Source organism: Leeuwenhoekiella sp. CH_XMU1409-2 (assembly GCF_037029365.1).
Lineage (GTDB): Bacteria > Bacteroidota > Bacteroidia > Flavobacteriales > Flavobacteriaceae > Leeuwenhoekiella > Leeuwenhoekiella blandensis.
In genome coordinates this window covers 119,334-141,932 of record NZ_JAYMEI010000001.1, presented here as the reverse complement: position 1 = coordinate 141,932, position 22,599 = coordinate 119,334, and the positions used below count along the sequence as shown (strand labels likewise).

The window sequence follows — 22,599 nt, the reverse complement described above, 5'->3', positions numbered from 1 at the left end:
ATATGATTCTTTATTTCTATAAGTATCAAATGCCCGAGCAGTTTGGCTGAAGATTTGTAGTTAAATTTGCAGAATTGATGGAAGCTCCTCTCAAAAATAGAAAGATCATTCACGTAGATATGGACGCGTTTTACGCTTCTGTAGAGCAACTCGACAATCCTGAGTTGCGCGGGAAACCTGTTGCCGTAGGCGGCGGGTCTGAACGTGGTGTTGTAAGTGCTGCAAGCTACGAGGCGCGTAAATTTGGTGTGCGAAGTGCGATGGCGGGAGCACTCGCACGTAAACTTTGTCCTGACCTTATTTTTGTAAAAACACGTTTTGATCGCTACCGTGAGATCAGTGCGCAAATACGTGAGGTGTTTCACGAATATACAGATCTTGTAGAACCGCTCTCCCTTGATGAAGCTTATCTGGATGTTACCGAAAATAAAAAAGGAAATCCCAGCGCCACGCTGATCGCAAAAGAGATACGTGCTAAAATCAAAGAAAAAACAGGGCTCAATGCTTCAGCTGGAATTTCTATAAACAAGTTTATTGCTAAAGTTGCCAGTGATGTCAACAAACCCAACGGACAAAAAACCGTCAATCCAGAGGAAGTACTTCCGTTTTTAGAAGCTTTAGACATTAGAAAGTTTTACGGTGTAGGTAAGGTGACTGCAGAGAAAATGTATCAACTGGGTATTTTTACCGGAAATGATCTTAAAAGTAAAAGTCTCGAATTTTTGCAGGAGAAATTCGGTAAAAGCGGTAATCATTATTACAACGTGGTGCGCGGAATTCACCTCAGTGAAGTCAAACCGCATCGCATCAGAAAATCATTAGGCGCCGAGCGCACCTTTAGTGAAAATATTTCTTCGGAAATCTTTATGCTCGAACGTCTGGAAAATATCGCTGAAGAAATAGAACGCCGCCTCAAAAAATCTAATGTTGCCGGAAAAACAGTAACACTTAAAATCAAATACAGCGACTTTACGCTCAAAACACGAAGCAAAACACTACCCTATTACATCAGATCTAAAGAAGTGATCTATGAGACTGCAAAAGAGCTTTTGTACCAAGAAAAGATGGAAAACAGTGTGCGGCTGCTAGGGATTACTTTAGCCAATCTAAACACTGAAGATAAACGCGAGAAACCTTCTGAAAAAAAGGAAATCGTAGTACAGCTCAAGTTTGAATTTTAGCATAAATTATTTTCGGATATTATTCCTTTTAGGAATGCCAATAAAAAAAGCTCCTTCCGTTAGGGAAAGAGCTTTTAAAGTTTTTAGAGATCAGGAAGTATTAATTTCCTTGTATCTCGCGTACTCTTAATGTGTTTACCATTCCTTTCTCGCTGATTGGCATCGCCGCAAGGCTAATTACCATATCACCAATATTTAGGTATCCGCTATCACGAGCGATACGATTTACGTCACGCACGGTTTCATCTGTAGAAACAAACTTGTCGTAATAGAATGCTTTAACACCCCAAAGTAAATTAAGCTGACTTAAGATATTTCGGTTTGAAGTAAAGACTAAGATATGCGCATTAGGTCTCCAAGCTGAAATTTGAAATGCTGTATAACCACTATTTGTAAGTGTGGTGATCGCTTTTGCATCGATATCATTTGCCATAAGCGCCGCGTGATAACAAATAGACTTTGTGATATAGCGCTTTGTACGAATGTGAGGTGGTGTTTGAGGCACTTTGATCAATGGAGAATCTTCTACCTTAGCCAAGATAGAGGCCATACGCTCAATCACCTGCACAGGATATTTACCTACTGAAGTCTCGCCACTAAGCATAACCGCATCTGCACCGTCCATTACAGAGTTTGCCACGTCATTCACCTCTGCACGTGTTGGCGTTAAGCTATCGATCATCGTTTCCATCATTTGAGTTGCAATGATTACAGGGATGCGTGCTTTTTTTGCAGAAAGAACCAATTGCTTTTGAATAAGTGGAACCTCTTCTGCAGGAACTTCTACTCCAAGGTCTCCACGGGCAACCATTAACCCATCACTATAGGCAACGATCTTATCGATATTTTGTACAGCTTCAGGCTTTTCGATCTTAGAAATGATCGGAATTTTATGCGCTGAATGCTCTTTGATTAAATCCTGAAGTTGAATCAAATCACCTTCGTGACGAACAAATGAAAGTGCGATCCAGTCTACATTTTGCTTGATTGCAAAAATTGCATCTTCGATATCTTTTTCAGTAAGTGCAGGAAGCGAAATATTGGTATTAGGAAGGTTTACACCTTTTCTAGACTTTAACGGTCCTCCTTGAATTACAACAGTTTCAACTTCGTTCTCATTATCGGTTTTTAAAACCTCAAAAATCAATTTACCATCATCAAGAAGAATGCGCTCTCCTTTATTAACGTCGCGAGGAAAATGCTCGTAGTTCATATAAACACGCTCCTTGGTGCCTTCAAATTCCTCTTTTGTAGAAAAAACAATCTTATCTCCCGGATTAACTACAACCTCATCCTTCATAATCCCTACTCGCAGTTTAGGACCTTGTAAATCTGCTAAAATTGCGGTGTTGTATCCAAACTCTTCGCTGAGGCTGCGTATCATATCTATACGCTCTTTAACTGCGTCATAATCTGCGTGCGAAAAATTGATTCGAAATACATCTACGCCTGCTTTGATCATATTGTGAAGGACTTCCTTCTTACTGGTCGCAGGTCCAAGTGTAGCAACAATTTTAGTTTTCTTAGTGTTTGACATTATTCAAAAATTAAATTTTGTTTAGACTTTATGGTGCTTACATCTACTTCGTAAGCGGTAATTATTTGTGGTATTAGGTTTAGGTGTGGTAACAGTGCTAGCTTGGGAGATATTCCGTTATCACTTTCAATCTTTAAAAGAAAATCGGCATTCTTTACTTCAGGAACTAAGTTGAGCGTCTTGAAGTGTTCTGAATCTGCCTCTGCAAACAAGTCACTACCCAGCTGTACTTGTTTGTATCTCATTTTATATTTATTACTTAACAACGTATAGGTTTGATATTTTTTTTGATCTTCAAATTTATACGAAGCAAAGCTAAACTTATGCTGGTCGTTATAAAAGTCAATATCCTTGGCCCGTTTTAATCTCAAATGAGCATATTTATTAATCATAAAAGCCAGACGATAGCTCTCTAAAGAGCAGTGTAGCGCGATTAAACTGAAATCATAATCAAACGCATCATCCAATACTAGCTTAAGTGCTGCCATCTTCTTAAATAAGCGTTAAATATAGTCAAACTATAAGAGATTCCCTTAGGCTTTAGCTTTATCTAAATGTAAAAACGACAGTCTACCTAAAACAATTTAGTTAAAACGATGTACATCTATTTTATTCTGAAATACATAGTAGGCGCGCTTCGCTGCCTTCTCTTCTGCTTTCTTTTTTGAGGTTGCTCGTGCCTTGGCCACTTGCTTACCATCTATAGATAAGCGCACCGAAAAATGGCGCACCACATCCTGCCCAGAATCTTCATAAGTATCAAAATCAAAGAGTCGCTTTTCCTTTTGACACCATTCGATAAGCAAACTTTTATAACTTATTACACGGCCTTCTAACTTTTCAATATCTACATAAGGATCAATTACGCGTTTGTTGATAAACTTACGCGCATACCTATATCCTCTGTCTTGATATATCGCACCTACCAGAGCTTCAAAAAGATTACCGTGAATGTTTGCCCCAAAATTCTCTTTAGGTATGGCCGATTTAACTAAACCGAGCAACCCAAGGTCTCTACCCAGCTCGTTAAGATGCTCCCGGCTTACCACCTTAGAGCGCATCTTTGTCAAATAGCCTTCGTCACCTTTACCTACTTCGTCAAAGAGATATGCAGCAATCACAGCTCCCAGCATCGCATCTCCTAAAAACTCCAAGCGCTCATAATTAAAGGCATTACCATTTTTATCTTGTAAGGCCATAGACCTGTGGGTGAAGGCTTCTTCGTAATGCGTAATATTGATGGGCTTAAAACCGATTATTTTTTTGACAGTAACAAAAAAATTCCCGCCCTTTTCAGGACGGGAAGTAAATATGTTGCGAATTACACTCATCTAACTGAGATTATTCGCTATACTTTTTAAATAAGACACAAGCATTGTGACCTCCAAAACCAAAGGTGTTGCTCATCGCTACATTAACCTCACGCTTTTGTGCTTTGTTGAGCGTAAGATTTAAAGAACTATCAATATTCTCATCAACAGTAGTATGATTGATGGTAGGCGGTACAAGACTGTGCTCCATCGCAAGGATCGAAGCAATTGCTTCAATAGCACCTGCAGCACCAAGCAAGTGCCCGGTCATCGACTTTGTTGAATTGATATTAATATCTTTTGCGTGCTCACCAAATACTTTGGTTATAGCTTTAAGCTCAGCCACATCGCCCAACGGAGTTGAGGTACCGTGCGTATTGATCGCATCTACTTCTTCAGGCTTGATATTTGCATCGCGCAAGCAATTAAGCATCACACGTTCTACACCTATCCCATCAGGATGTGGAGCTGTCATATGATGTGCATCACTAGACATACCGCCACCTACAACTTCAGCATAAATTTTAGCGCCACGTGCTTTTGCGTGCTCATACTCTTCAAGAATAAGCGCTCCTGCACCTTCACCTAAAACAAAACCGTCTCGTGTAGCATCAAATGGTCTTGAAGCCGTTGCCGGATCATCATTGCGAGTAGATAAGGCATGCATTGCATTAAAACCGCCCATCCCTGCTTTGGTAACCGCAGCTTCACTTCCTCCTGTAACTATGATATCACAATGACCTAAACGTATATAGTTTAAAGCATCGATCAACGCATTAGCAGAAGATGCGCAAGCAGATACTGTAGTGTAGTTTGGCCCCATAAAACCATGTTTGATAGAGATATTACCCGGGGCAATATCTGCGATCATTTTAGGAATAAAGAAGGGATTAAATCTAGGAGTACCATCACCTTCGGCAAAGTTTATTACTTCGTCCTGAAAAGTTTCTAAGCCGCCGATTCCGGCTCCCCAAATTACACCAACTCTAAATTTATCAACAACATCAAGATCTATTCCTGCATCTTTGATAGCCTGGTCAGATGACACTAATGCATATTGTGCAAAGCGATCTAGTTTACGGGCTTCCTTTCTGTCAAAATAGTCTTGTGCGTTAAAATTTTTGAGCTCACAAGCGAATTTGGTTTTAAACTTCTCTGCGTCAAAATAAGTAATAGGTGCACAGCCGCTTTTACCTGTACTCAATCCTTCCCAATATTCTTCAATATTGTTTCCGATTGGCGTAAGCGCACCAAGACCTGTTACTACAACTCGCTTTAACTCCATATGGTAATTTGCTTTCTTCTTACTTTGCTTCTTCTATGTAGGAAATAGCTTGACCTACAGTCGCGATATTTTCTGCCTGGTCGTCTGGAATCTGAATATCAAATTCTTTTTCAAACTCCATAATAAGCTCAACTGTATCTAACGAGTCTGCTCCTAGGTCGTTTGTGAAGCTCGCTTCTGCAACAACCTCGTTCTCATCAACGCCAAGTTTATCTACGATGATGGCTTTTACTCTTGATGCAATGTCTGACATAATATTTAATTTTTAATTTTAATTAGGAGGCAAAAATAGCAAACTTTACCGTTTTACCACATTACCTATCTAAAATGTGTCGTTAATTTAATCATTTCCTCTTGAACTTTAAACCAAAACTGCACATTTAAAACAATAATAATGCGTTGCTTTGTAGTCTCGCAACACCTTAGTATATATGAAACGAATTGTAATTTTTGCTTCAGGAAGCGGCTCTAATGCACAACAAATCACCGAGTTTTTTCAAGACCGAAAAGATGCGCAAGTTGTTCAAATTTTAAGCAACAAAAACACGGCAAAAGTCTTAGAACGTGCAAATAATCTTAAAATTAGCGCCTTCAGTTTTAACCGAAGCGCTTTTTATGATACCGATCAAGTGTTAAATCTTGTCAAGGCAACACAGCCCGACTTGATCGTGTTGGCCGGTTTCTTATGGCTATTCCCACAAAACATCATTGAAGCCTATCCCGGTAAGATCATCAACATTCACCCGGCTTTACTACCAGCCTATGGCGGAAAAGGAATGTATGGTGCTAACGTGCACAAAGCTGTGGTAGCCGCCGGCGAAAAAGAATCGGGCATCACCATTCACGAAGTCACTTCAGAATATGATAAAGGAACGATCCTTTTTCAGGCTAAAACACAATTAGAGTCTGACGAAACCCCAGATAGTTTGGCGGCAAAAATTCACGAGTTGGAATATGAGCATTTTCCGCGTGTGATCGCAGAGATTCTAGAAAAGCAATAGACATATAATGTTGAAGGGATTCCCGCCTTCGCGGAAATGAAAGAGATTGATTATTTATGGCGAAGAAAGAGAAATTTTATGTGGTCTGGCAAGGCAAAAAGCCCGGCATTTACACCTCTTGGAAAGATTGCAAAGCAATGATTGATGGCTTTGCAGGGGCGCAATACAAATCTTTCCCAACCTTTCCTGAAGCTAAAGCTGCTTATAATAAAGACTACAAGGATGTAAAAGGAACTTCAAAAAAGAAAAAGACATTAACTGCTGAAGAAAAACAGAAATACGGCGAACCCAATCTGTATTCAATTTCGGTAGACGCAGCAAGTTCTGGTAATCCGGGCATTATGGAATATCGAGGTGTTGACACGCAAACCGGGAAACAACTTTTTCATCAAGGTCCTTTTAAACAAGGGACTAATAATATAGGTGAGTTTCTCGCCCTCGTTCACGGTCTTGCACTCTTAAAACAAAAAAACAGCGATCGCATTATTTATTCAGATTCGCGCATCGCTATTGGCTGGGTAAAAAAGAAAAAATGCAATACTAAGCTTACCGAAAATTCAAAAAACAAAGACGTGTATGACTTAGTGCGTCGTGCCGAAAACTGGCTTCAAAACAACACCTACAAGACGGTGATCGTTAAATGGGAAACGAAAGCCTGGGGAGAAATTCCGGCAGATTTTGGTAGAAAATAATTCTTACCTTCACAAAAACAGCTCACGATCAATTAATTATTGATCGCCTTTCCTTTTATAAAGCCTTACGTAAGTTTAGAAACACTCTAACGACCATTGTTTAAAATTGCATTATCAAAACTGTATATTTGCATAAAATTTTTGGATGCATAAACTGGTAATTGTAGGCACGTGTGCCTTTGATGAAATTGAATCTCCGTTTGGAAAAACCGGGAAAATTCTTGGTGGAGCAGGAACCTTTATAGGTCTGGCCGCCTCTAATTTTGATGTTGATCAAGCTATTGTTTCAGTAGTAGGATCAGATTTTCCTGAGGAATATATTGACTTGCTCAAAAGCAGAGGTATTAATATGGAAGGGCTCGAAGTCGTAAAAGATGGAAAAACCTTTTTTTGGAAAGGGCGTTACCACAACGATCTCAACTCTAGAGATACCTTGATTACCGAGCTCAACACCTTAGCCGATTTCAATCCGATCGTTCCTGAAGCTTACAAAGATGCCGAAATCGTAATGTTGGGTAACTTACACCCGCTTGTGCAGCTTTCTGTTTTGGATCAAATGAATAAAAAGCCCAAACTGGCAATTCTTGACACCATGAATTTCTGGATGGACAGTGCTCTGGAAGATCTTAAAAAGGTTATTGCAAAGGTTGACGTGATCACAATTAATGACGAAGAGGCACGCCAACTGAGCGGCGAATATTCATTAGTAACTGCGGCTCAAAAAATCTCAGCGATGGGACCTCGTTTTGTGGTTATTAAAAAAGGAGAACACGGTGCTTTATTATTTGAGGACGACAAAGTCTTTTTTGCACCCGCCCTACCTCTTGAAGAAGTTTTTGACCCAACCGGAGCAGGCGACACTTTTGCCGGTGGCTTTGCCGGTTATTTAACCAGCACGGGAGATCTTTCTTTTGAAAATATGAAAAGGGCCATCATTCACGGCTCAAACCTCGCATCGTTTTGTGTAGAAAAATTTGGTACAGAGCGTATGCAAAATTTAAAACCCGAAGAAATCGAAAAGCGTTTGCTGAAATTTAAAGCCTTAACGCAATTTAATTTAGACCTATAAAACAACGCGCGCCCTCTTCTTAACCAGAAGGGGGCGCAAACATTAGAATAAGCTATGAGTGATGCAATTAAGCATGAATGTGGAATTTCGGTAATACGTCTTCTTAAACCCCTGGAGTATTATAAAGAAAAATACGGCACCGCATTTTATGGTGTAAACAAGATGTATTTAATGATGGAAAAACAGCACAACCGTGGTCAGGATGGTGCGGGTTTTGCCAGCATTAAATTAGATATGGAACCGGGTGAGCGCTATATAAGCAGACAACGTTCTATCGCACAACAGCCTATACAAGATATTTTTGCTCAAATTAATTCAAGAATTAACCAGGTTCTGTTAGAAAACCCTGAGTATGCTGATGATGTCGCTTTACAAAAACGTCACGTTCCTTATGTTGGCGAACTCTTACTAGGTCACGTGCGCTACGGTACTTTTGGTAAAAACAGTGTAGAAAGTGTACACCCATTCTTGCGTCAAAATAACTGGATGCATCGTAACCTTATCGTTGCGGGTAACTTTAACATGACCAATGTTTTTAAGCTTTTTAATAAGCTTGTAGAGCTAGGTCAGCACCCAAAAGAGAAGGCCGATACCATCACCGTAATGGAAAAGATTGGTCATTTTCTTGACGATGCTGTTGCTAAGATTTATAAGAAATTAAAGAAAGAAGGTTTTTCAAAATTTGAAGCTTCTCCGCAAATCGCAGAGCGCTTGAATATTGCCAAAATATTAAAGAAAGCTTCTAAAGATTGGGATGGCGGTTATGCGATGGCTGGTCTTTTAGGTCACGGAGATGCATTTGTGTTGCGAGATCCTTCAGGTATTCGCCCGGCCTATTATTATAAAGACGACGAAGTTGTCGTTGTTGCGAGCGAGCGCCCTGTGATTCAAACGGTTTTTAATGCCAAGTTTGAAGATGTGCAGGAACTCGATCCCGGGCACGCGATGATCATCAAGAAGAGCGGAAAAACTTCTATCGAAAAAATTCAGGAGCCGCACGAGCGTAAAGCCTGTTCTTTTGAACGCATCTATTTCTCTCGAGGAAGCGATGCCGAAATCTATCAAGAGCGTAAAGAATTGGGTAGGTTGTTAATGCCTGAAGTACTTAAGCATATCGATCATGACACGCAGAATAGTGTGTTTAGTTATATTCCTAATACCGCTGAAACTTCATTCTACGGTATGGTTGAAGCTGCACAAGCTGAACTTGATAAGCAAAAAGCAACAGAGATCCTAGAGCGCAGAAATGAATTGGATGAAGCAGGTCTTGAAGCCATTCTGTCTAAAAAATTACGCACCGAAAAAATTGCGATAAAAGATGTAAAACTACGTACTTTCATTACCGAGGACAGCAGTAGAGATGATCTGGTTGCACACGTTTATGATGTGACTTATGGTGTGGTTAAAGAATCTGATAATCTTGTAATTATAGACGACAGTATCGTACGCGGTACTACGCTTAAGAAGAGTATCATAAAAATGCTTTCTCGTCTTAATCCTAAGAAGATCGTAGTAGTTTCTTCTGCACCGCAAATTCGTTATCCGGATTGCTACGGAATTGATATGGCAAAACTTCAAGATTTTATTGCCTTTAGAGCTGCCATTGATCTGCTTAAAGAAAACGGCAAAGAAGAGATCATCAATCAGGTTTATGAGAAATGTGTAAGCCAGATCGACTTTGAAGATGTTGATGTGATCAACTACGTTAAAGAGATTTACGAACCTTTTACAGACGAAGAAATTTCAAATAAAATTGCCGAGCTTTTAAAAGATGAAACTATCAAGCCTGAGGTAAGTGTGATTTATCAAAAAGTGAGTGATTTACACAAGGCTTGTCCTAAGAATTTGGGAGACTGGTACTTCACCGGTGATTACCCTACCGTTGGTGGAAATCGTGTTGTAAACCGTGCTTTTATCAATTATGTAGAAGGAAATTTAAAGAGAGCTTATTAAAAAGACGCTTCAACTAATAATTCCGCACTTTATCTAAAAGATTGGTTTCGGTTGGAGAGAAGTAATACTTTAGTATCTGCCATAACATAAGTAGGTTAAGTTCATGGTAGATTTGGGGCAAAAAAGGTGGATTTTTTCCACCTTTTTTATTTGCATCAAATCGGGGTGGCGAGCAGGTTTAGAAGCACTAATCGCTACTGATAATTCTTCAAAATACACACTGAAAAAACAGAGCTAAAACAGGCCGCGAGCCGTTTCTTCAATCACGGGTTTTCCACCTTTTTTGGTAACCAAAGTGTTCAATACTCCAAGGCATCCCTCGAAATAGAAAGTTCGTTTTCAAGCAATGCTTCATGGTTTTTCCCTAAGATTGTTTACTTGCATCAAATCGGGGTGGCGAGCAGGTTTACAAACACTAGTCGCTACTGATAATTCTTCAAAATATACACTGAAAAACAGAGCTAAAACACGCCGCGAGCCGTTTCTTCAACCACGGGTTTCCCACCTTTTTTGGGCACCGCCAAAGGGTTTAATACTCCAAGGCCTGCTTCGAAATTGAAAATTCGTTTTCAAACAATGCTTTATGGGCCTGCCTTTGTCGGCAAACAGGCTTGCCCTGATGTAATTTAATTGTGCTATAAGCTTAGAATACTTCGTACTGCTTTCAGTTCTAAAAAACTTTAAATTCCGCTTTGCGGATTGCTTTTAAAGCTTAAACAAACTCGGATTTAAAACCCTTTAGTACCCATAAAAAAAGCCCGACTTACGCCGAGCTTTTATATTCAGTTTTAAAACTTCTTACTTATTCTGAGCATATCTGCTAGAAACTTCTTGCCAGTTGATCACATTAAAGAATGCATCGATATACGCTGGACGCTGGTTTTGATATTTTAAGTAATACGCGTGCTCCCAAACATCAATTCCTAAAATTGGAGTTCCTCCACAACCTACTTCAGGCATCAATGGGTTATCTTGATTTGGTGTAGAGCAAACTTCTACTTTACCACCTTCGTGTACACATAACCAAGCCCAACCTGAACCAAACTGAGTTCCTGCAGCGCTACTAAATTTATCTTTAAACGCTTCAAAAGAACCAAAAGCAGCATTAATTGCTTCTGCTAGTTCGCCGGTTGGCTCTCCTCCACCGTCTGGTGACATCACATCCCAAAAAAGACTGTGATTGTAAAAACCTCCACCATTATTACGTACTGCCTTGTTAGTCATATCAAGGTTGATAAGAATATTCTCGATAGTCTTACCTTCAAGATCTGTACCTTCAATAGCAGCATTTAATTTGCTGGTGTAACCCGCATGATGTTTGTCATGGTGAATTTCCATAGTTTTTGCATCGATATGAGGCTCTAATGCATCTTTAGCATATTTTAATTCTGGAAGTTGAAAAGACATATTTTATTTTTTTCGTTAATAGAATAGTTGAATCTCAAAGTTACTATTTAACACGGCTTATCTAAAGTATCTTGTGTTATAATACTCTTAAGGTTTGCACAAAGACGGTTCATTTTCAGCAGGGTATCGTCAAAAATCTCAAAACAGCATCAAAACCTAAAAGTCTGAGTGCATTTGCTACATATCTTTATTAAAGTTGCCGAAGTCAACATCGCGTAATTTAGTAACTTGACTGCATGCAAAATCACCACTCCATATCTGTTTATAATGCTTCGGCAGGTGCCGGAAAAACATTTGCTCTTGTCAAAAATTACTTGAGCATTCTTTTTAAAAGCAGTAATGATTTTAAGTATAGACGCATTCTTGCCATTACATTTACCAATAAGGCAGTTGCCGAAATGAAAACACGTATCATCAAGAATTTACAGGATTTCTCTAGTGATGCCATTTTTACTCAAGACAACCCAATGCTCTCAGCAGTTGAAGAAGAAACCGGTTTGGAGCGCAGCGAAATTCAGAATAAAGCAAAACGCATTTTAAAACACATTGTTCAAGATTATGCTTCATTTGATGTGGTGACCATAGACAATTTTACACATCGCATCATACGCACATTTGCTTACGATCTCAAAATTCCGCAAAACTTTGAAGTTGAATTAAACACACAAGATGTATTAGAACAAGCTGTAGACAGCCTTATCGATAAAGCCGGAAAAGATCAAAACATAACCCGCGTTTTACTTGACTATGCTCTTGAGAAAATTGATAACGATAAAAGTTGGGACATCTCCCGAGACTTTTATGATATAAGCAAGTTGCTACTTAGTGAAAATGACCGGGAATACCTGCAACGCATCAAGTCTAAGTCACTTGATGATTTTGAGCAACTTAAAGCTTATCTAAAAACATCAACTAAACATCTAGAAAAGGAAATTCAAGAAGCTGCTTCCGCCTTGATCACCTTCATAGCGTCAAACGGATTAGAAGCCACACATTTCACTCGTAAATATTTACCTAAAGCGCTTGATAAAATGGCTGAAGGTGATTTTAATGTGAATTTTAATACGAAATGGGTACAGAATTTAGGTCAAGAACCGATGTACACAAAAAGTCAGAAAGAGCCCATCAAGGCAATTTTAGATAAGCTTTCTACTGAAATTACATCACAGTTTAATGCAATAAAACCTTTGATTTTTAAACTGAAACTTAACGAGGAGTTGTACAAAAAAATCACGCCGCTCTCCTTGCTTCAGCTCATTCAACAAGAAGTAGAAAAAATAAAATCTGAAAATAACCTCGTGTTGATTTCCGATTTTAATGAGCTTATTCATAAAAATATAGCCAATCAACCTACGCCATTTATTTATGAGCGTCTCGGGGAACGCTACGAGAATTATTTTATCGACGAGTTTCAAGACACCTCGGTTCTTCAGTGGTCTAATCTGGTGCCGCTTATTGATAATGCTGTGAGTACGAGTCAAACCGAAAGTGTTTCTAACAGTGTTATGCTGGTAGGCGATCCCAAACAAGCCATTTACCGTTGGCGAGGTGGAGAAGCAGAACAATTTATACGTTTATCAAAATCGGAGGTTAACCCTTTTCAGAACGAGGATAAAAAAACCATTGATCTCCCTCAGAATTACCGCAGCTATGATCAAATAATAAACTTCAACAATGAGTTTTTTACGCACGTTTCAAGCGATTTTTCTTATGCGGAATATGAAAACATTTACAAATCAGGCAACGCACAACAAATCAATCATCGTATAGGTGGTCAAGTCACGCTTAATTTTATTGAAGGAAATACGGTAGATGAATTAACTCCGCTTTATCTAGATGAGGTCGTAAAAACCATTGAAACCTGTGTTTCAAATAACTTTGAGCTTGGCGAACTCTGTATCTTGGTACGTAGAAATTCAGAAGGTGTAGCCATCGCGCAACGCCTTCAAGAAGAAAATATTCCGGTCATCTCTAGTGAAAGTTTATTACTGAAACAATCTCCGCAGGTTCAGTTTATCATAAATCTACTGCATTACACCATTGAGCCTCAATCCTCTGCAATCACCTTAAATATCTTAGAATATCTTGCTAAGAATTATCTGGAGGTTGAAAATGCACACGAGTTCTACAAAGAACATCTTAAGTATACCGGTGCCAACTTGTTTCAGCAATTATCACATCAAATCAACAATTTTGATTTTGAACAATGCGCGTTATTGCCTATTTATGAAGCCGCAGAATATATCATAAGATGCTTTGACCTTAACAAAAACGGAGGCGCCTATTTACAGTTTTTCTTAGATGCTATTTTTGACTTTGCTCAAAAAAATTCAGGCGGTATTCCAGAACTTATCATCTGGTGGAATCGCAAACAAGACAAGTTGAGTATAAGCACACCACCAACTTCAGAGGCGGTTCAAATTATGACCATTCATAAAGCCAAAGGGCTCGAGTTTCCGGTAGTAATTTATCCGTTTGCTCATACCGAATTATACTCCAATCACACCGATACTTACAATTGGTATCTCCCTGAAAGCGATAATTATCAGGGCTTTGAAGCGCTTTTATTAGGACAAAAAGCTGAGTTGACGGAGTATAACGAACAAACTGCTATGCTTTATCATCACAAACGCATACAGCAGCAGCTTGATACTATTAATGTATTGTATGTTGCTTTAACGCGTAGTGTTGAACAATTACACATCATATCTAAAACCGGCAAGGATAATGCGGAACCCAAAAACTTTGCAGATTTATTTGTGCAGTATTTGAGCTCCAAAAACCTATATGAGTCTGAAACCCGTTTTTATAGTTTTGGTGACGCAACGCGAAAATCAGGATCGAAGCCAGCATCCAAAGAAGCCTCAACGCTGAGATTGCTAAGCACTGCCCGTGAAGATCACGACCTTAGCATTGTTACACAGGCCGAAGCGTTATGGGACGACTCTAGGCAAGAAGCGCTTTCTATGGGAAATATTATACACGAACTCATGGCCGGCATAAAAACCATCGCTGATATTGATAGCGCCGTAAATAAAGCACTTACCCGAGGCTGGATCGAACAAAAAGACGTAAACCAACTCAGCACACAACTTAGAACATTAATAAGTGCTTTGGAAGAAATTGGTTTTTTTAATCACAAGCATCTTATTCTAAATGAGCGCGATATTAACAGTAAAGGACAAACAATAAGACCTGACCGCGTTGAAATAGGCAAAAACAATTCAGTTTGGCTACTCGACTATAAAACAGGTACTCCTAATGCCACACATAAAAACCAAGTTGAGCAGTATGCAACAACTTTGGAAACTATGAACTATAAGGTGATTTTAAAAGCACTCATCTATCTAAATGACCAAAACCCTATTGTTTTGCTTTAACATTTTATAAATAGTGTAAATTCCTAAAATATTCATAATCAGCAAAGTCTAAAAATACATTTAAACAACTTATTCTTAGGGTTTAACCCACATCACAAAGCTTTAAAAACAAATTAAACGCTGTATGTCAACACCTTATAACAAGGTATTATTTTCAATAAAGGTTTAATAAAACTTTATCACTTGTCATTTTGTGGCTTTGCATTAACAAACTACTTTTACCCCTGTAAATGTTAAACAACCAAACCGAAAAGAGCAATAGACTTATTTAAATAGTTTTAGTTTTCGGTGAATTGATTAAAATAAACAATGTGATTTAACAAAGATTAAGCAACAAAATCAAGTATAGAATGACTCAATATTAAATTTCACTGATGATTTTTATTAAATTTGGCTTTGTTGCTAGATTTTAACAAATTACATTTGCTTCAATTAACACTTAAATTTTACTTACTTAACATGAAAAATCTTACTAAATTATTTCTGTTTGCGGCTTTGACCTTCGTGGGTCTGAGTACTGCAAACGCACAAGACAAAAATAACCCTTGGGCTATTAGTATAGGGGTTAATGCAGTGGATACCTATCCTGTATATCCACCAGATAACAGACCTTTAACCGGAGGATTCCCTGACGAATATTTCAACGTTAGAGATCACTGGAATATCCTTCCTTCTGTTTCTACTCTTTACGTAGGTCGCTACGTAGGTGCTGGATTTGCATTTGGCGTTAGAGGTTCTATCAACAAAATTGATCAAATGGGAGACCTTCCTGTTGATGATCTAGCATACTACTCTGTTGATGGTATGTTCTCTTATAGCTTCCGTGACGCTCTTTTTGGAGAAGGCGGTTGGTTTGACCCTTACCTAGGTGGTGGTGGTGGTTACGTGTTCATTGGTGATATGCCAAGTCACGGAACCCTTAACGGTACTGTAGGTATTAAATTTTGGTTAAGCGACAACATCAACCTTGATGTATCATCTACTTACAAGCACGCAATGATGCCTGGTACTTATTACACCAGACACATGCAACACGTAGTAGGAATTGGTTTTGCTTTCGGAGGAACTGATACTGACGGTGACGGAATCTACGATGACGAAGACGAATGTCCAGAAACTCCAGGTTTACCTGAGTTCAACGGATGTCCTGATACTGACGGTGACGGAATCCCTGATTCTGAAGATGCTTGTCCTGAAGTAGCTGGTTTACCAGAATTTAACGGATGCCCTGATACTGACGGTGACGGAATCCCTGATAACGAAGATGCTTGTCCAGATGTTGCTGGTCCTGCTGCAACTAACGGTTGCCCTGATGCAGACGGTGATGGTGTAATTGATTCTGAAGACGAGTGTCCTAATGAGGCTGGTCCTGCTTCTAACAACGGATGTCCTTTCGCTGATGCTGATGGTGACGGTGTTGCAGATAAAGATGATGACTGTCCTAATGTAGCTGGTCCTGCTTCTAACAATGGATGTCCTGAAGTTGATGCTTCTGTATTAGAAGTATTGAATGGTGAAGCTGGTCGTATCTTATTTGATACTGATAAAGCAACTATTAGAACAAGTTCTTACGAGACTCTAGCTAGAATCGCTAGTATCGTTAAAGAATATCCTACTGCTTCTTTTGAGGTTGAAGGTCACGCTGATAGCCGCGCAAGCAACGCATACAACATGGATCTTTCTGAAAGAAGAGCACAATCTGTTGTAGATTACTTAACAAGTAAAGAAGGTGTTAATGCAAGCCAGTTATCTATCAAAGCTTACGGTGAAGAGCAGCCAATCGCTCCTAATACTACAGCTGCTGGTATGCAACTTAACAGACGTGTAAAACTTACTTTAGAGTAAGACACTTCTTTTCAGATTTTATCTGAAATAATATAAATGGAAAACGCCCTGATAATTCAGGGCGTTTTTTATTTTTAACCTATGACTACATTCATAGATGAAGTAATAAATAACCTTCTAAAATCTCAATTACCCCTTACACAAACTGTAGTGGTACTGCCCTCCAAACGCGCGGGTAATTTTTTTCTTCAGCGTTTAAAGCTTCAACTCCAAGAAACTACTTGTTTTCTTCCCAAAACTATTAGTATTGAAGAACTTGTAGAAGAGATTTCAGGATTAACAGCGGCATCTCAGACGCAGTTACAGGTTGAACTTTACCACACCTATCAAACGCACTTTGAAGGTGACAATCCAGAATCCTTCCTTAATTTCTTAGGTTGGGGACAAACGCTTTTAGGTGATTTTAATGAAATTGATCGCCATCTTATTGATACCAATTCGTTTTTTGATTACCTCTCTGCTATAAAAGAACTGAATCATTGGTCTACAGATCAGGATTCTCAACTTATTTCTAATTATTTGATCTTTTGGAAATCGATCAGCAGCTATTATGAGCATTATAAACAACACCTCGAACGTCTAGGCTTAGGGTATCAAGGTATGCTTTACAGAAAAGCGGTAGAAAACCTTGAACGCTATCTCGACCAAAATGAAGAATATGTTCTTTTTTGTGGTTTTAATGCGCTTAACACCGCAGAACAAAAAATAATAGATCGTTTTTTAGAAAGACCGAATACCAAAATATACTGGGACATCGATCCCTATTTTCTCGAAGATCAAAATCACGTCGCCAGTAGATTTATCAAAACCTATCTTAAAAAGTGGAATGCTGCCGCCGACAAAAACTTTGCCTTTCCTGTAGAGCAATCAAATTTTAACGTTGAAAAGAACATTACTGCAACAGGAATCGCTCAACACGTTGGGCAAGTAAAGTATGTAGGCCAACTCTTAGAAAATCTATCCAATGCTGAACTTAACGAGACTGCTGTAATTTTGGGAGATGAGCATTTGCTTTTGCCTTTGCTCAATTCGCTACCCGCTTCAATAAAGCACCTTAACGTCACTATGGGGCTACCCCTAGAACAGGTAGCTCAAGCAGCATTTTTTGAAAGTTGGTTTCAACTACAGATCAACAAGCAAGGGCAGGGTTATTATTACAAAGATGTATTGTCATTGTTAGACCAACAGTATGCAATACTATTACTTGATGGAGAACGCGAAATTTTAAAAAGAACGATTACCGAAAAAAATCTGATCTACCTCGAACCTCAATTTATTATTGACTCCAATGCTTCTGATAACGCCAAACTCCTATTCTCTTCCTGGCAAAATTCTAGCAGTAGTGCACTCGAGTATATTTTAGAAAGTATTCAAGCCATTAAGGAAATCCTGTTTCCTCAAAAAAACTGGCTTCAGCTTGAATTTTTACACGCATTTCTAGAACTGTTCACACGCTTAAAAAACTTAAACGACACCTATACATACCTCAACGACTTACGCACACTTAAACAGTTTTATAAGGAACTATTAAGTCAGGAAACACTCGACTTTAAAGGGGATCCCTATCAAGGACTGCAGATTATGGGAGTTTTAGAGTCTCGTGTGCTCGATTTTAAAAACATCATAATCACTTCTCTTAATGAAGGCACGTTTCCCTCGGGAAAAAGTCAAAACAGCTTTATTCCTTTTGATCTAAAAATCGAAGCCAAGCTTCCTACCTATCGTGAAAAGGATGCTATTTATGCCTATCATTTTTTCAGAATTCTTCAGCGCGCTCAAAAGGTGAACCTCATTTATAACAATGAAGCAGGTGGTCTCAACAGCGGAGAAAAGAGCCGGTTTTTATTACAGCTCGCCACAGATCCTAATGCTCGTTATCAGTATCAGGAACAAAGTGCTAGCGCGCCCGTAAGTCTTGAGCCGGTCACCTTAAAACAAGTTGAAAAGACTCCTGAGATCATTGAAGCAATCAAAAAACACGCAGCTTCCGGATTTTCACCTTCGGCTTTAAGCACCTACATTAGAAACCCTATTGATTTTTATTATAAATATGTTCTAGGTGTTGAAGAACTGGAAGCAGTAGAAGATGTTATCGCGCACAACACTTTAGGAACGGTGGTGCACGAATCGCTAGAAAACCTGTATAAACCCTACCTCAACACCATCTTAACCGAAGAAATACTTCAGCAAATTTTAAAACAGGTAAACGCTGAAGTACAACATCAATTTGAATTGCATTACAATGCACTCAACATTAAAACAGGTAAAAACCTAATCATATTTAATGTTGCCAAGCAGTTTGTACTGAATTTTCTCAACCTTGAACTTCAATCGGTTAAATCAGGTAAAGAGATTATCATCAAAGCTCTAGAAGCCAAATATGCAATTCAGCTTACTTCAGAAATTAAGCTTAAAGGAACTGTTGACCGCCTCGATCTTGAAAATAAAGTCACTCATATTCTCGATTATAAAACCGGTAAAGTTGATCGTGGCCAACTGGTAATAAAGGACTGGGAAACACTCATTTCAGATTATAAAAAGCAGTCTAAAGCATTTCAAGTATTGTGCTATGCCTTGATGCTTTCTAAAAGTGAAGGTCTTCCCAATGCTTGTGAAGCGGGTATAATTTCATTTAAAAACTTGAATTCTGGTTTTTTAAAGCTTAGCCAAGACAAAGACACGGCAGTAACTTCAGAATTGCTGCAAACCTTTGAAGAATACCTTCTGAAACTTATTAATGAGATTCTAGACATCAATACGCCTTTTACTGAGAAGGAAGTCTAAAAAACTAAATAGCCTTTTTTTTCGTTTATATCTATGTAACTCGAGTTACAAGATCTATAAAAAACGAGCACTACTTTTAAAGTGGTTAAAATGAAAGGTTATTATGTTTAAAAAAATTGTTTTTACACTTGTTGTATTAGTATTTGCTCAACAAACGCTTCACGCGCAAAACTGGTTGACCAGTTGGAGCACTGCAAAAGAACGCGCAACCACTCAAGACAAACCCATTATTCTGGTCTTTCAAGGCTCAGACTGGTGTGCGCCGTGTATTAAATTAGATAAGGAAATTTGGCAATCTGACGCCTTTAAATCTTATGCTCAGAAGCATTATGTGATGCTTCAAGCAGATTTTCCACGGAAAAAGAAAAATGCACTACCCGAAGCCCAACAAAAAGCCAATAATACATTAGCGGAACACTATAATCCCAACGGCTACTTCCCATTTGTGGTTGTTTTAGACAAGAATGGCCACGTTTTAGGAAACACAGGTTATGAAAAAACAACTCCAGAAGCTTATATCAAAAAACTAAATGCCTTTGTAAAATAATGCTCAAACCTGCTCTACTCTTTATCCTTGCCTTGGTGACCACGTTTAATTTACACGCGGCACAACAACCGTACAAGCGAACGCTCAAATTGATGGGCAGTCGCTTTGACATTACAGTTGTAGCAGATAATGAAGCGCAAGGAGAAGCCTATATTGATTGGGCAGTCGGCGAAATTACCCGGATCGAAAAATTGATTTCTTCGTGGGACCCTAATTCACAGACTTCGGCAATTAATGCCAATGCAGGAAAAAAACCAGTAAAAGTAGACCGCGAACTTATTGAGCTTATTCAGCGGGCTATTGCCATTTCAAAACTAACCGATGGCGCTTTTGATATCAGCTATGCTTCGATGGATAAAATCTGGAAGTTTGACGGAAGCATGACCGCAATGCCCGATGCGCAAACCATAACCAATTCTGTTGAGAAAGTAGGTTTTCAAAACATTGTCATAGATTCTGAAGCAAGCACGGTTTTTCTCAAAAAAGAAGGGATGAAAATTGGCTTTGGAGCCATTGGCAAAGGCTATGCAGCAGACAAAGCCAAACAGCTTTTGATCGAAAAAGGTGTTTCCGCAGGAATCATAAACGCTTCAGGCGATATGAACACTTGGGGAAAACAAACCAACGGCAACCCATGGAAAGTTGCGATCACCAATCCGCTGGATAAAAATAAAGTCTTTGCTCTTTTACCTATCGTCAACAGCGCCGTAGTAACCTCTGGTGACTATGAAAAATACGTGACGTTTAACGGCACACGATACGCGCATATAATTGACCCAAGAACCGGCTACCCCGCAACGGGAATAATTAGCGCAACGGTTTTTGCTCCTAAAGCAGAACTGGCAGATGCGCTGGCTACTTCGGTTTTTGTCATAGGAATAGAGGTAGGCCTAAATAGAATTAATCAATTACCTGGCATAGAATGCATCATCGTTGATGATCAAGGAAACATTCACAAGTCAGACCATATAGAAATCGAGAAGCCATGATAAAAAAACTGAGTATGCTGTTCATTTTAGCGTGTTCCTTTACCAGCTGCGTTGCTGTAAAAGAATATGAAAAGGTAAATATCAATGATCCTGATATGGCGCTTGCTGATAAAGCTGCAGATCGCAATGTATCTACCTTTCACTCGTATCGCGAGGCGGCTGTTGGTGCTAACGGAGGAAAAACGGGCGGAGGCTGCGGTTGTAACTAAATCTATAAAGCGATGATGAAGAACAACTACTTCTTACTATTTTTTGCCCTGTTTTCAGTTGCTCTTTTTGCTCAGGAAGAGCAACAAGAAAGCACGTATAAAAAACGTGTTCTTGAAACTACCGAAGTCGACCTGCTTAGCAGTTATTACAGCCAAGATGGAAACAACGCCGCCGTAAGTGGTGGTATTGGTACCGAAGAGCTCACAGACGCCACAGGAACGATCGTAGTGGCGATTCCATTAAACGATGATGATGTTTTGACGATTGATGCCGGAGTTTCTGCATACACCTCTGCCTCTTCTTCAAACATCAATCCTTTTGACGGCGCAAACTTGGGAAATGCATTTCAAGCGTCTTCTGGTGCTTCTCAAAGCGATACTTGGGCCAATTTGACCGGCTCGTATACACACAATTCTGATGATCGCAATCAGATCTGGTCGGCAAAAGCTTCAGTCTCTTCTGAATATGATTATTTCTCGATAGGTTTCGGTGGAAGCTACACGCGTTTATTCAATGAAAAAAACACAGAATTAAGCATCACGGGAAATGTATACCTAGATACGTGGACGGCAATCTATCCTGTAGAATTGAGACCGGGCGCCGCTTATGGCGATGCGGGCTACAATCCGCAGTTTACACCGTTTGATGACACATCACGAAATTCCTATTCGCTAGGTTTTGGTTTTTCTCAGATTCTTTCAAAAAATCTTCAAGGCTCCTTAGCACTGGATCTGGTTCAACAAAACGGACTATTATCTACGCCTTTTCAGCGTGTTTATTTTAGTGATAAACAAGATTATTTCTTTGATGACTTTCAGCTGGCAGATGATGTAGAGCGTCTTCCCGATACACGTTTTAAAATTGCTCTCGGCGGAAGATTGAATTACTACATTAATTCTGTATTTGTCTTGCGCTCCTACTATCGCTACTACACTGATGATTGGGGCATCACGTCACATACTGCAAGTCTTGAACTTCCTATAAAATTGGGTGATAAATTCACGATTTACCCGTCTTATCGTTTTTACAATCAGACGGCTGCAGATCAATTTGGTGCTTATGAAACGCATCTTTCTACCGATGCTTTTTATACTTCAGACTATGATTTATCTAAGTATAATGCCAATCAGTTTGGCTTCGGTCTGAACTATACAGACATTTTTACCAAATTCCACATTTTTCAATTTGGTCTCAAAAGTATTGACTTGAAGTACTACAACTACAAACGCAACACCGGTTTAAGCTCAAATATCATTACTGCAGGATTCAAATTTGTTCAAGACTAAGGCATTATTGTAGCTTTATTTTTCGCAAAAAGGAAGAGAACTTCTACTTTTAAGCCATTATAATCTTCAGGGTTCACCCTACCCTAGGTTTAAAACAGAAACAATACTATTTCAAAATTTTAG

Annotated in this window: 18 protein-coding genes; 12 read left to right on the top strand and 6 right to left on the bottom strand. The window is 39.1% G+C overall.

Annotated elements, in window-relative coordinates; all coding sequences use genetic code 11:
• Nucleotides 1-77: 77 nt before the first annotated feature.
• Nucleotides 78-1,181: a DNA polymerase IV gene (gene dinB, locus WA338_RS00545; RefSeq protein WP_272987201.1), complete on the top strand. Its 1,104-nt coding sequence runs from the start codon at nucleotides 78-80 to the stop codon at nucleotides 1,179-1,181.
• A 100-nt stretch (nucleotides 1,182-1,281) separates the two neighbouring features.
• On the opposite strand, the gene pyk is transcribed toward dinB, so the two are convergent.
• The 5 genes from pyk to WA338_RS00520 all read right to left on the bottom strand — a co-directional run bounded on the left by pyk (nucleotide 1,282) and on the right by WA338_RS00520 (nucleotide 5,566).
• On the bottom strand, nucleotides 1,282-2,718 hold the full coding sequence (gene pyk / locus WA338_RS00540; RefSeq protein WP_009778417.1) for a pyruvate kinase: 1,437 nt from the start codon (nucleotides 2,716-2,718) through the stop codon (nucleotides 1,282-1,284).
• Nucleotides 2,718-3,206 (bottom strand): IPExxxVDY family protein, encoded by a 489-nt coding sequence (locus tag WA338_RS00535; RefSeq protein ID WP_009778416.1) that lies wholly within the window; start codon nucleotides 3,204-3,206, stop codon nucleotides 2,718-2,720. Before WA338_RS00535 ends, pyk begins: the two co-directional genes overlap by 1 nt.
• Before the next feature lie 96 nt (nucleotides 3,207-3,302).
• Nucleotides 3,303-4,049, bottom strand: a complete 747-nt coding sequence (rnc, locus tag WA338_RS00530) for a ribonuclease III (RefSeq protein ID WP_272987204.1) — start codon at nucleotides 4,047-4,049, stop codon at nucleotides 3,303-3,305.
• 10 nt (nucleotides 4,050-4,059) lie between these two features.
• The gene (gene fabF / locus WA338_RS00525; protein WP_009778414.1) at nucleotides 4,060-5,313 is read right to left on the bottom strand and encodes a beta-ketoacyl-ACP synthase II; all 1,254 of its coding nucleotides are present in this window, start codon (nucleotides 5,311-5,313) and stop codon (nucleotides 4,060-4,062) included.
• Between the two features lie 19 nt (nucleotides 5,314-5,332).
• Nucleotides 5,333-5,566 (bottom strand): acyl carrier protein, encoded by a 234-nt coding sequence (locus WA338_RS00520; protein ID WP_009778413.1) that lies wholly within the window; start codon nucleotides 5,564-5,566, stop codon nucleotides 5,333-5,335.
• A 178-nt stretch (nucleotides 5,567-5,744) separates the two neighbouring features.
• On the opposite strand from WA338_RS00520, the gene purN reads away from it, so the two are divergent.
• The 4 genes from purN (at nucleotide 5,745) to WA338_RS00500 (ending at nucleotide 10,028) form a co-directional block, all read left to right on the top strand.
• A complete protein-coding gene (purN, locus tag WA338_RS00515; protein ID WP_009778412.1) occupies nucleotides 5,745-6,314 on the top strand; it encodes a phosphoribosylglycinamide formyltransferase in 570 nt (189 codons plus the stop codon).
• Nucleotides 6,315-6,370: 56 nt separating this feature from the next.
• Nucleotides 6,371-7,006: a ribonuclease H1 domain-containing protein gene (locus WA338_RS00510; protein WP_009778411.1), complete on the top strand. Its 636-nt coding sequence runs from the start codon at nucleotides 6,371-6,373 to the stop codon at nucleotides 7,004-7,006.
• Between the two features lie 145 nt (nucleotides 7,007-7,151).
• A complete protein-coding gene (locus tag WA338_RS00505) occupies nucleotides 7,152-8,075 on the top strand; it encodes a PfkB family carbohydrate kinase (protein WP_009778410.1) in 924 nt (307 codons plus the stop codon).
• A gap of 54 nt (nucleotides 8,076-8,129) precedes the next feature.
• On the top strand, nucleotides 8,130-10,028 hold the full coding sequence (locus tag WA338_RS00500; RefSeq protein ID WP_009778409.1) for an amidophosphoribosyltransferase: 1,899 nt from the start codon (nucleotides 8,130-8,132) through the stop codon (nucleotides 10,026-10,028).
• A 798-nt stretch (nucleotides 10,029-10,826) separates the two neighbouring features.
• Here the strand turns inward: WA338_RS00500 and WA338_RS00495 are convergent.
• Nucleotides 10,827-11,435, bottom strand: coding sequence for a superoxide dismutase (locus WA338_RS00495; protein ID WP_009778408.1), 609 nt, complete (start codon nucleotides 11,433-11,435; stop codon nucleotides 10,827-10,829).
• A gap of 236 nt (nucleotides 11,436-11,671) precedes the next feature.
• Between WA338_RS00495 and WA338_RS00490 the strand changes: the two genes are divergently transcribed.
• From WA338_RS00490 to WA338_RS00460, 7 genes are all read left to right on the top strand, one after another.
• The gene (locus tag WA338_RS00490; RefSeq protein ID WP_009778407.1) at nucleotides 11,672-14,815 is read left to right on the top strand and encodes a UvrD-helicase domain-containing protein; all 3,144 of its coding nucleotides are present in this window, start codon (nucleotides 11,672-11,674) and stop codon (nucleotides 14,813-14,815) included.
• A 459-nt stretch (nucleotides 14,816-15,274) separates the two neighbouring features.
• Nucleotides 15,275-16,660 carry an OmpA family protein gene (locus WA338_RS00485; RefSeq protein ID WP_272987223.1) on the top strand — a complete coding sequence of 462 codons (1,386 nt, stop codon included), beginning with the start codon at nucleotides 15,275-15,277 and terminating at the stop codon, nucleotides 16,658-16,660.
• Between the two features lie 81 nt (nucleotides 16,661-16,741).
• Complete coding sequence (locus WA338_RS00480; RefSeq protein ID WP_272987224.1) at nucleotides 16,742-19,444, top strand: PD-(D/E)XK nuclease family protein; 2,703 nt, start codon at nucleotides 16,742-16,744, stop codon at nucleotides 19,442-19,444.
• Between the two features lie 103 nt (nucleotides 19,445-19,547).
• The gene (locus WA338_RS00475) at nucleotides 19,548-19,991 is read left to right on the top strand and encodes a thioredoxin family protein (RefSeq protein WP_009778404.1); all 444 of its coding nucleotides are present in this window, start codon (nucleotides 19,548-19,550) and stop codon (nucleotides 19,989-19,991) included.
• The gene (locus tag WA338_RS00470; RefSeq protein WP_009778403.1) at nucleotides 19,991-20,980 is read left to right on the top strand and encodes an FAD:protein FMN transferase; all 990 of its coding nucleotides are present in this window, start codon (nucleotides 19,991-19,993) and stop codon (nucleotides 20,978-20,980) included. The genes WA338_RS00475 and WA338_RS00470 overlap by 1 nt, the downstream gene beginning before the upstream one ends.
• A complete protein-coding gene (locus WA338_RS00465; protein WP_009778402.1) occupies nucleotides 20,977-21,189 on the top strand; it encodes a DUF4266 domain-containing protein in 213 nt (70 codons plus the stop codon). Before WA338_RS00470 ends, WA338_RS00465 begins: the two co-directional genes overlap by 4 nt.
• Before the next feature lie 12 nt (nucleotides 21,190-21,201).
• The gene (locus WA338_RS00460) at nucleotides 21,202-22,476 is read left to right on the top strand and encodes a DUF3570 domain-containing protein (RefSeq protein WP_009778401.1); all 1,275 of its coding nucleotides are present in this window, start codon (nucleotides 21,202-21,204) and stop codon (nucleotides 22,474-22,476) included.
• Nucleotides 22,477-22,599: the final 123 nt, after the last annotated feature.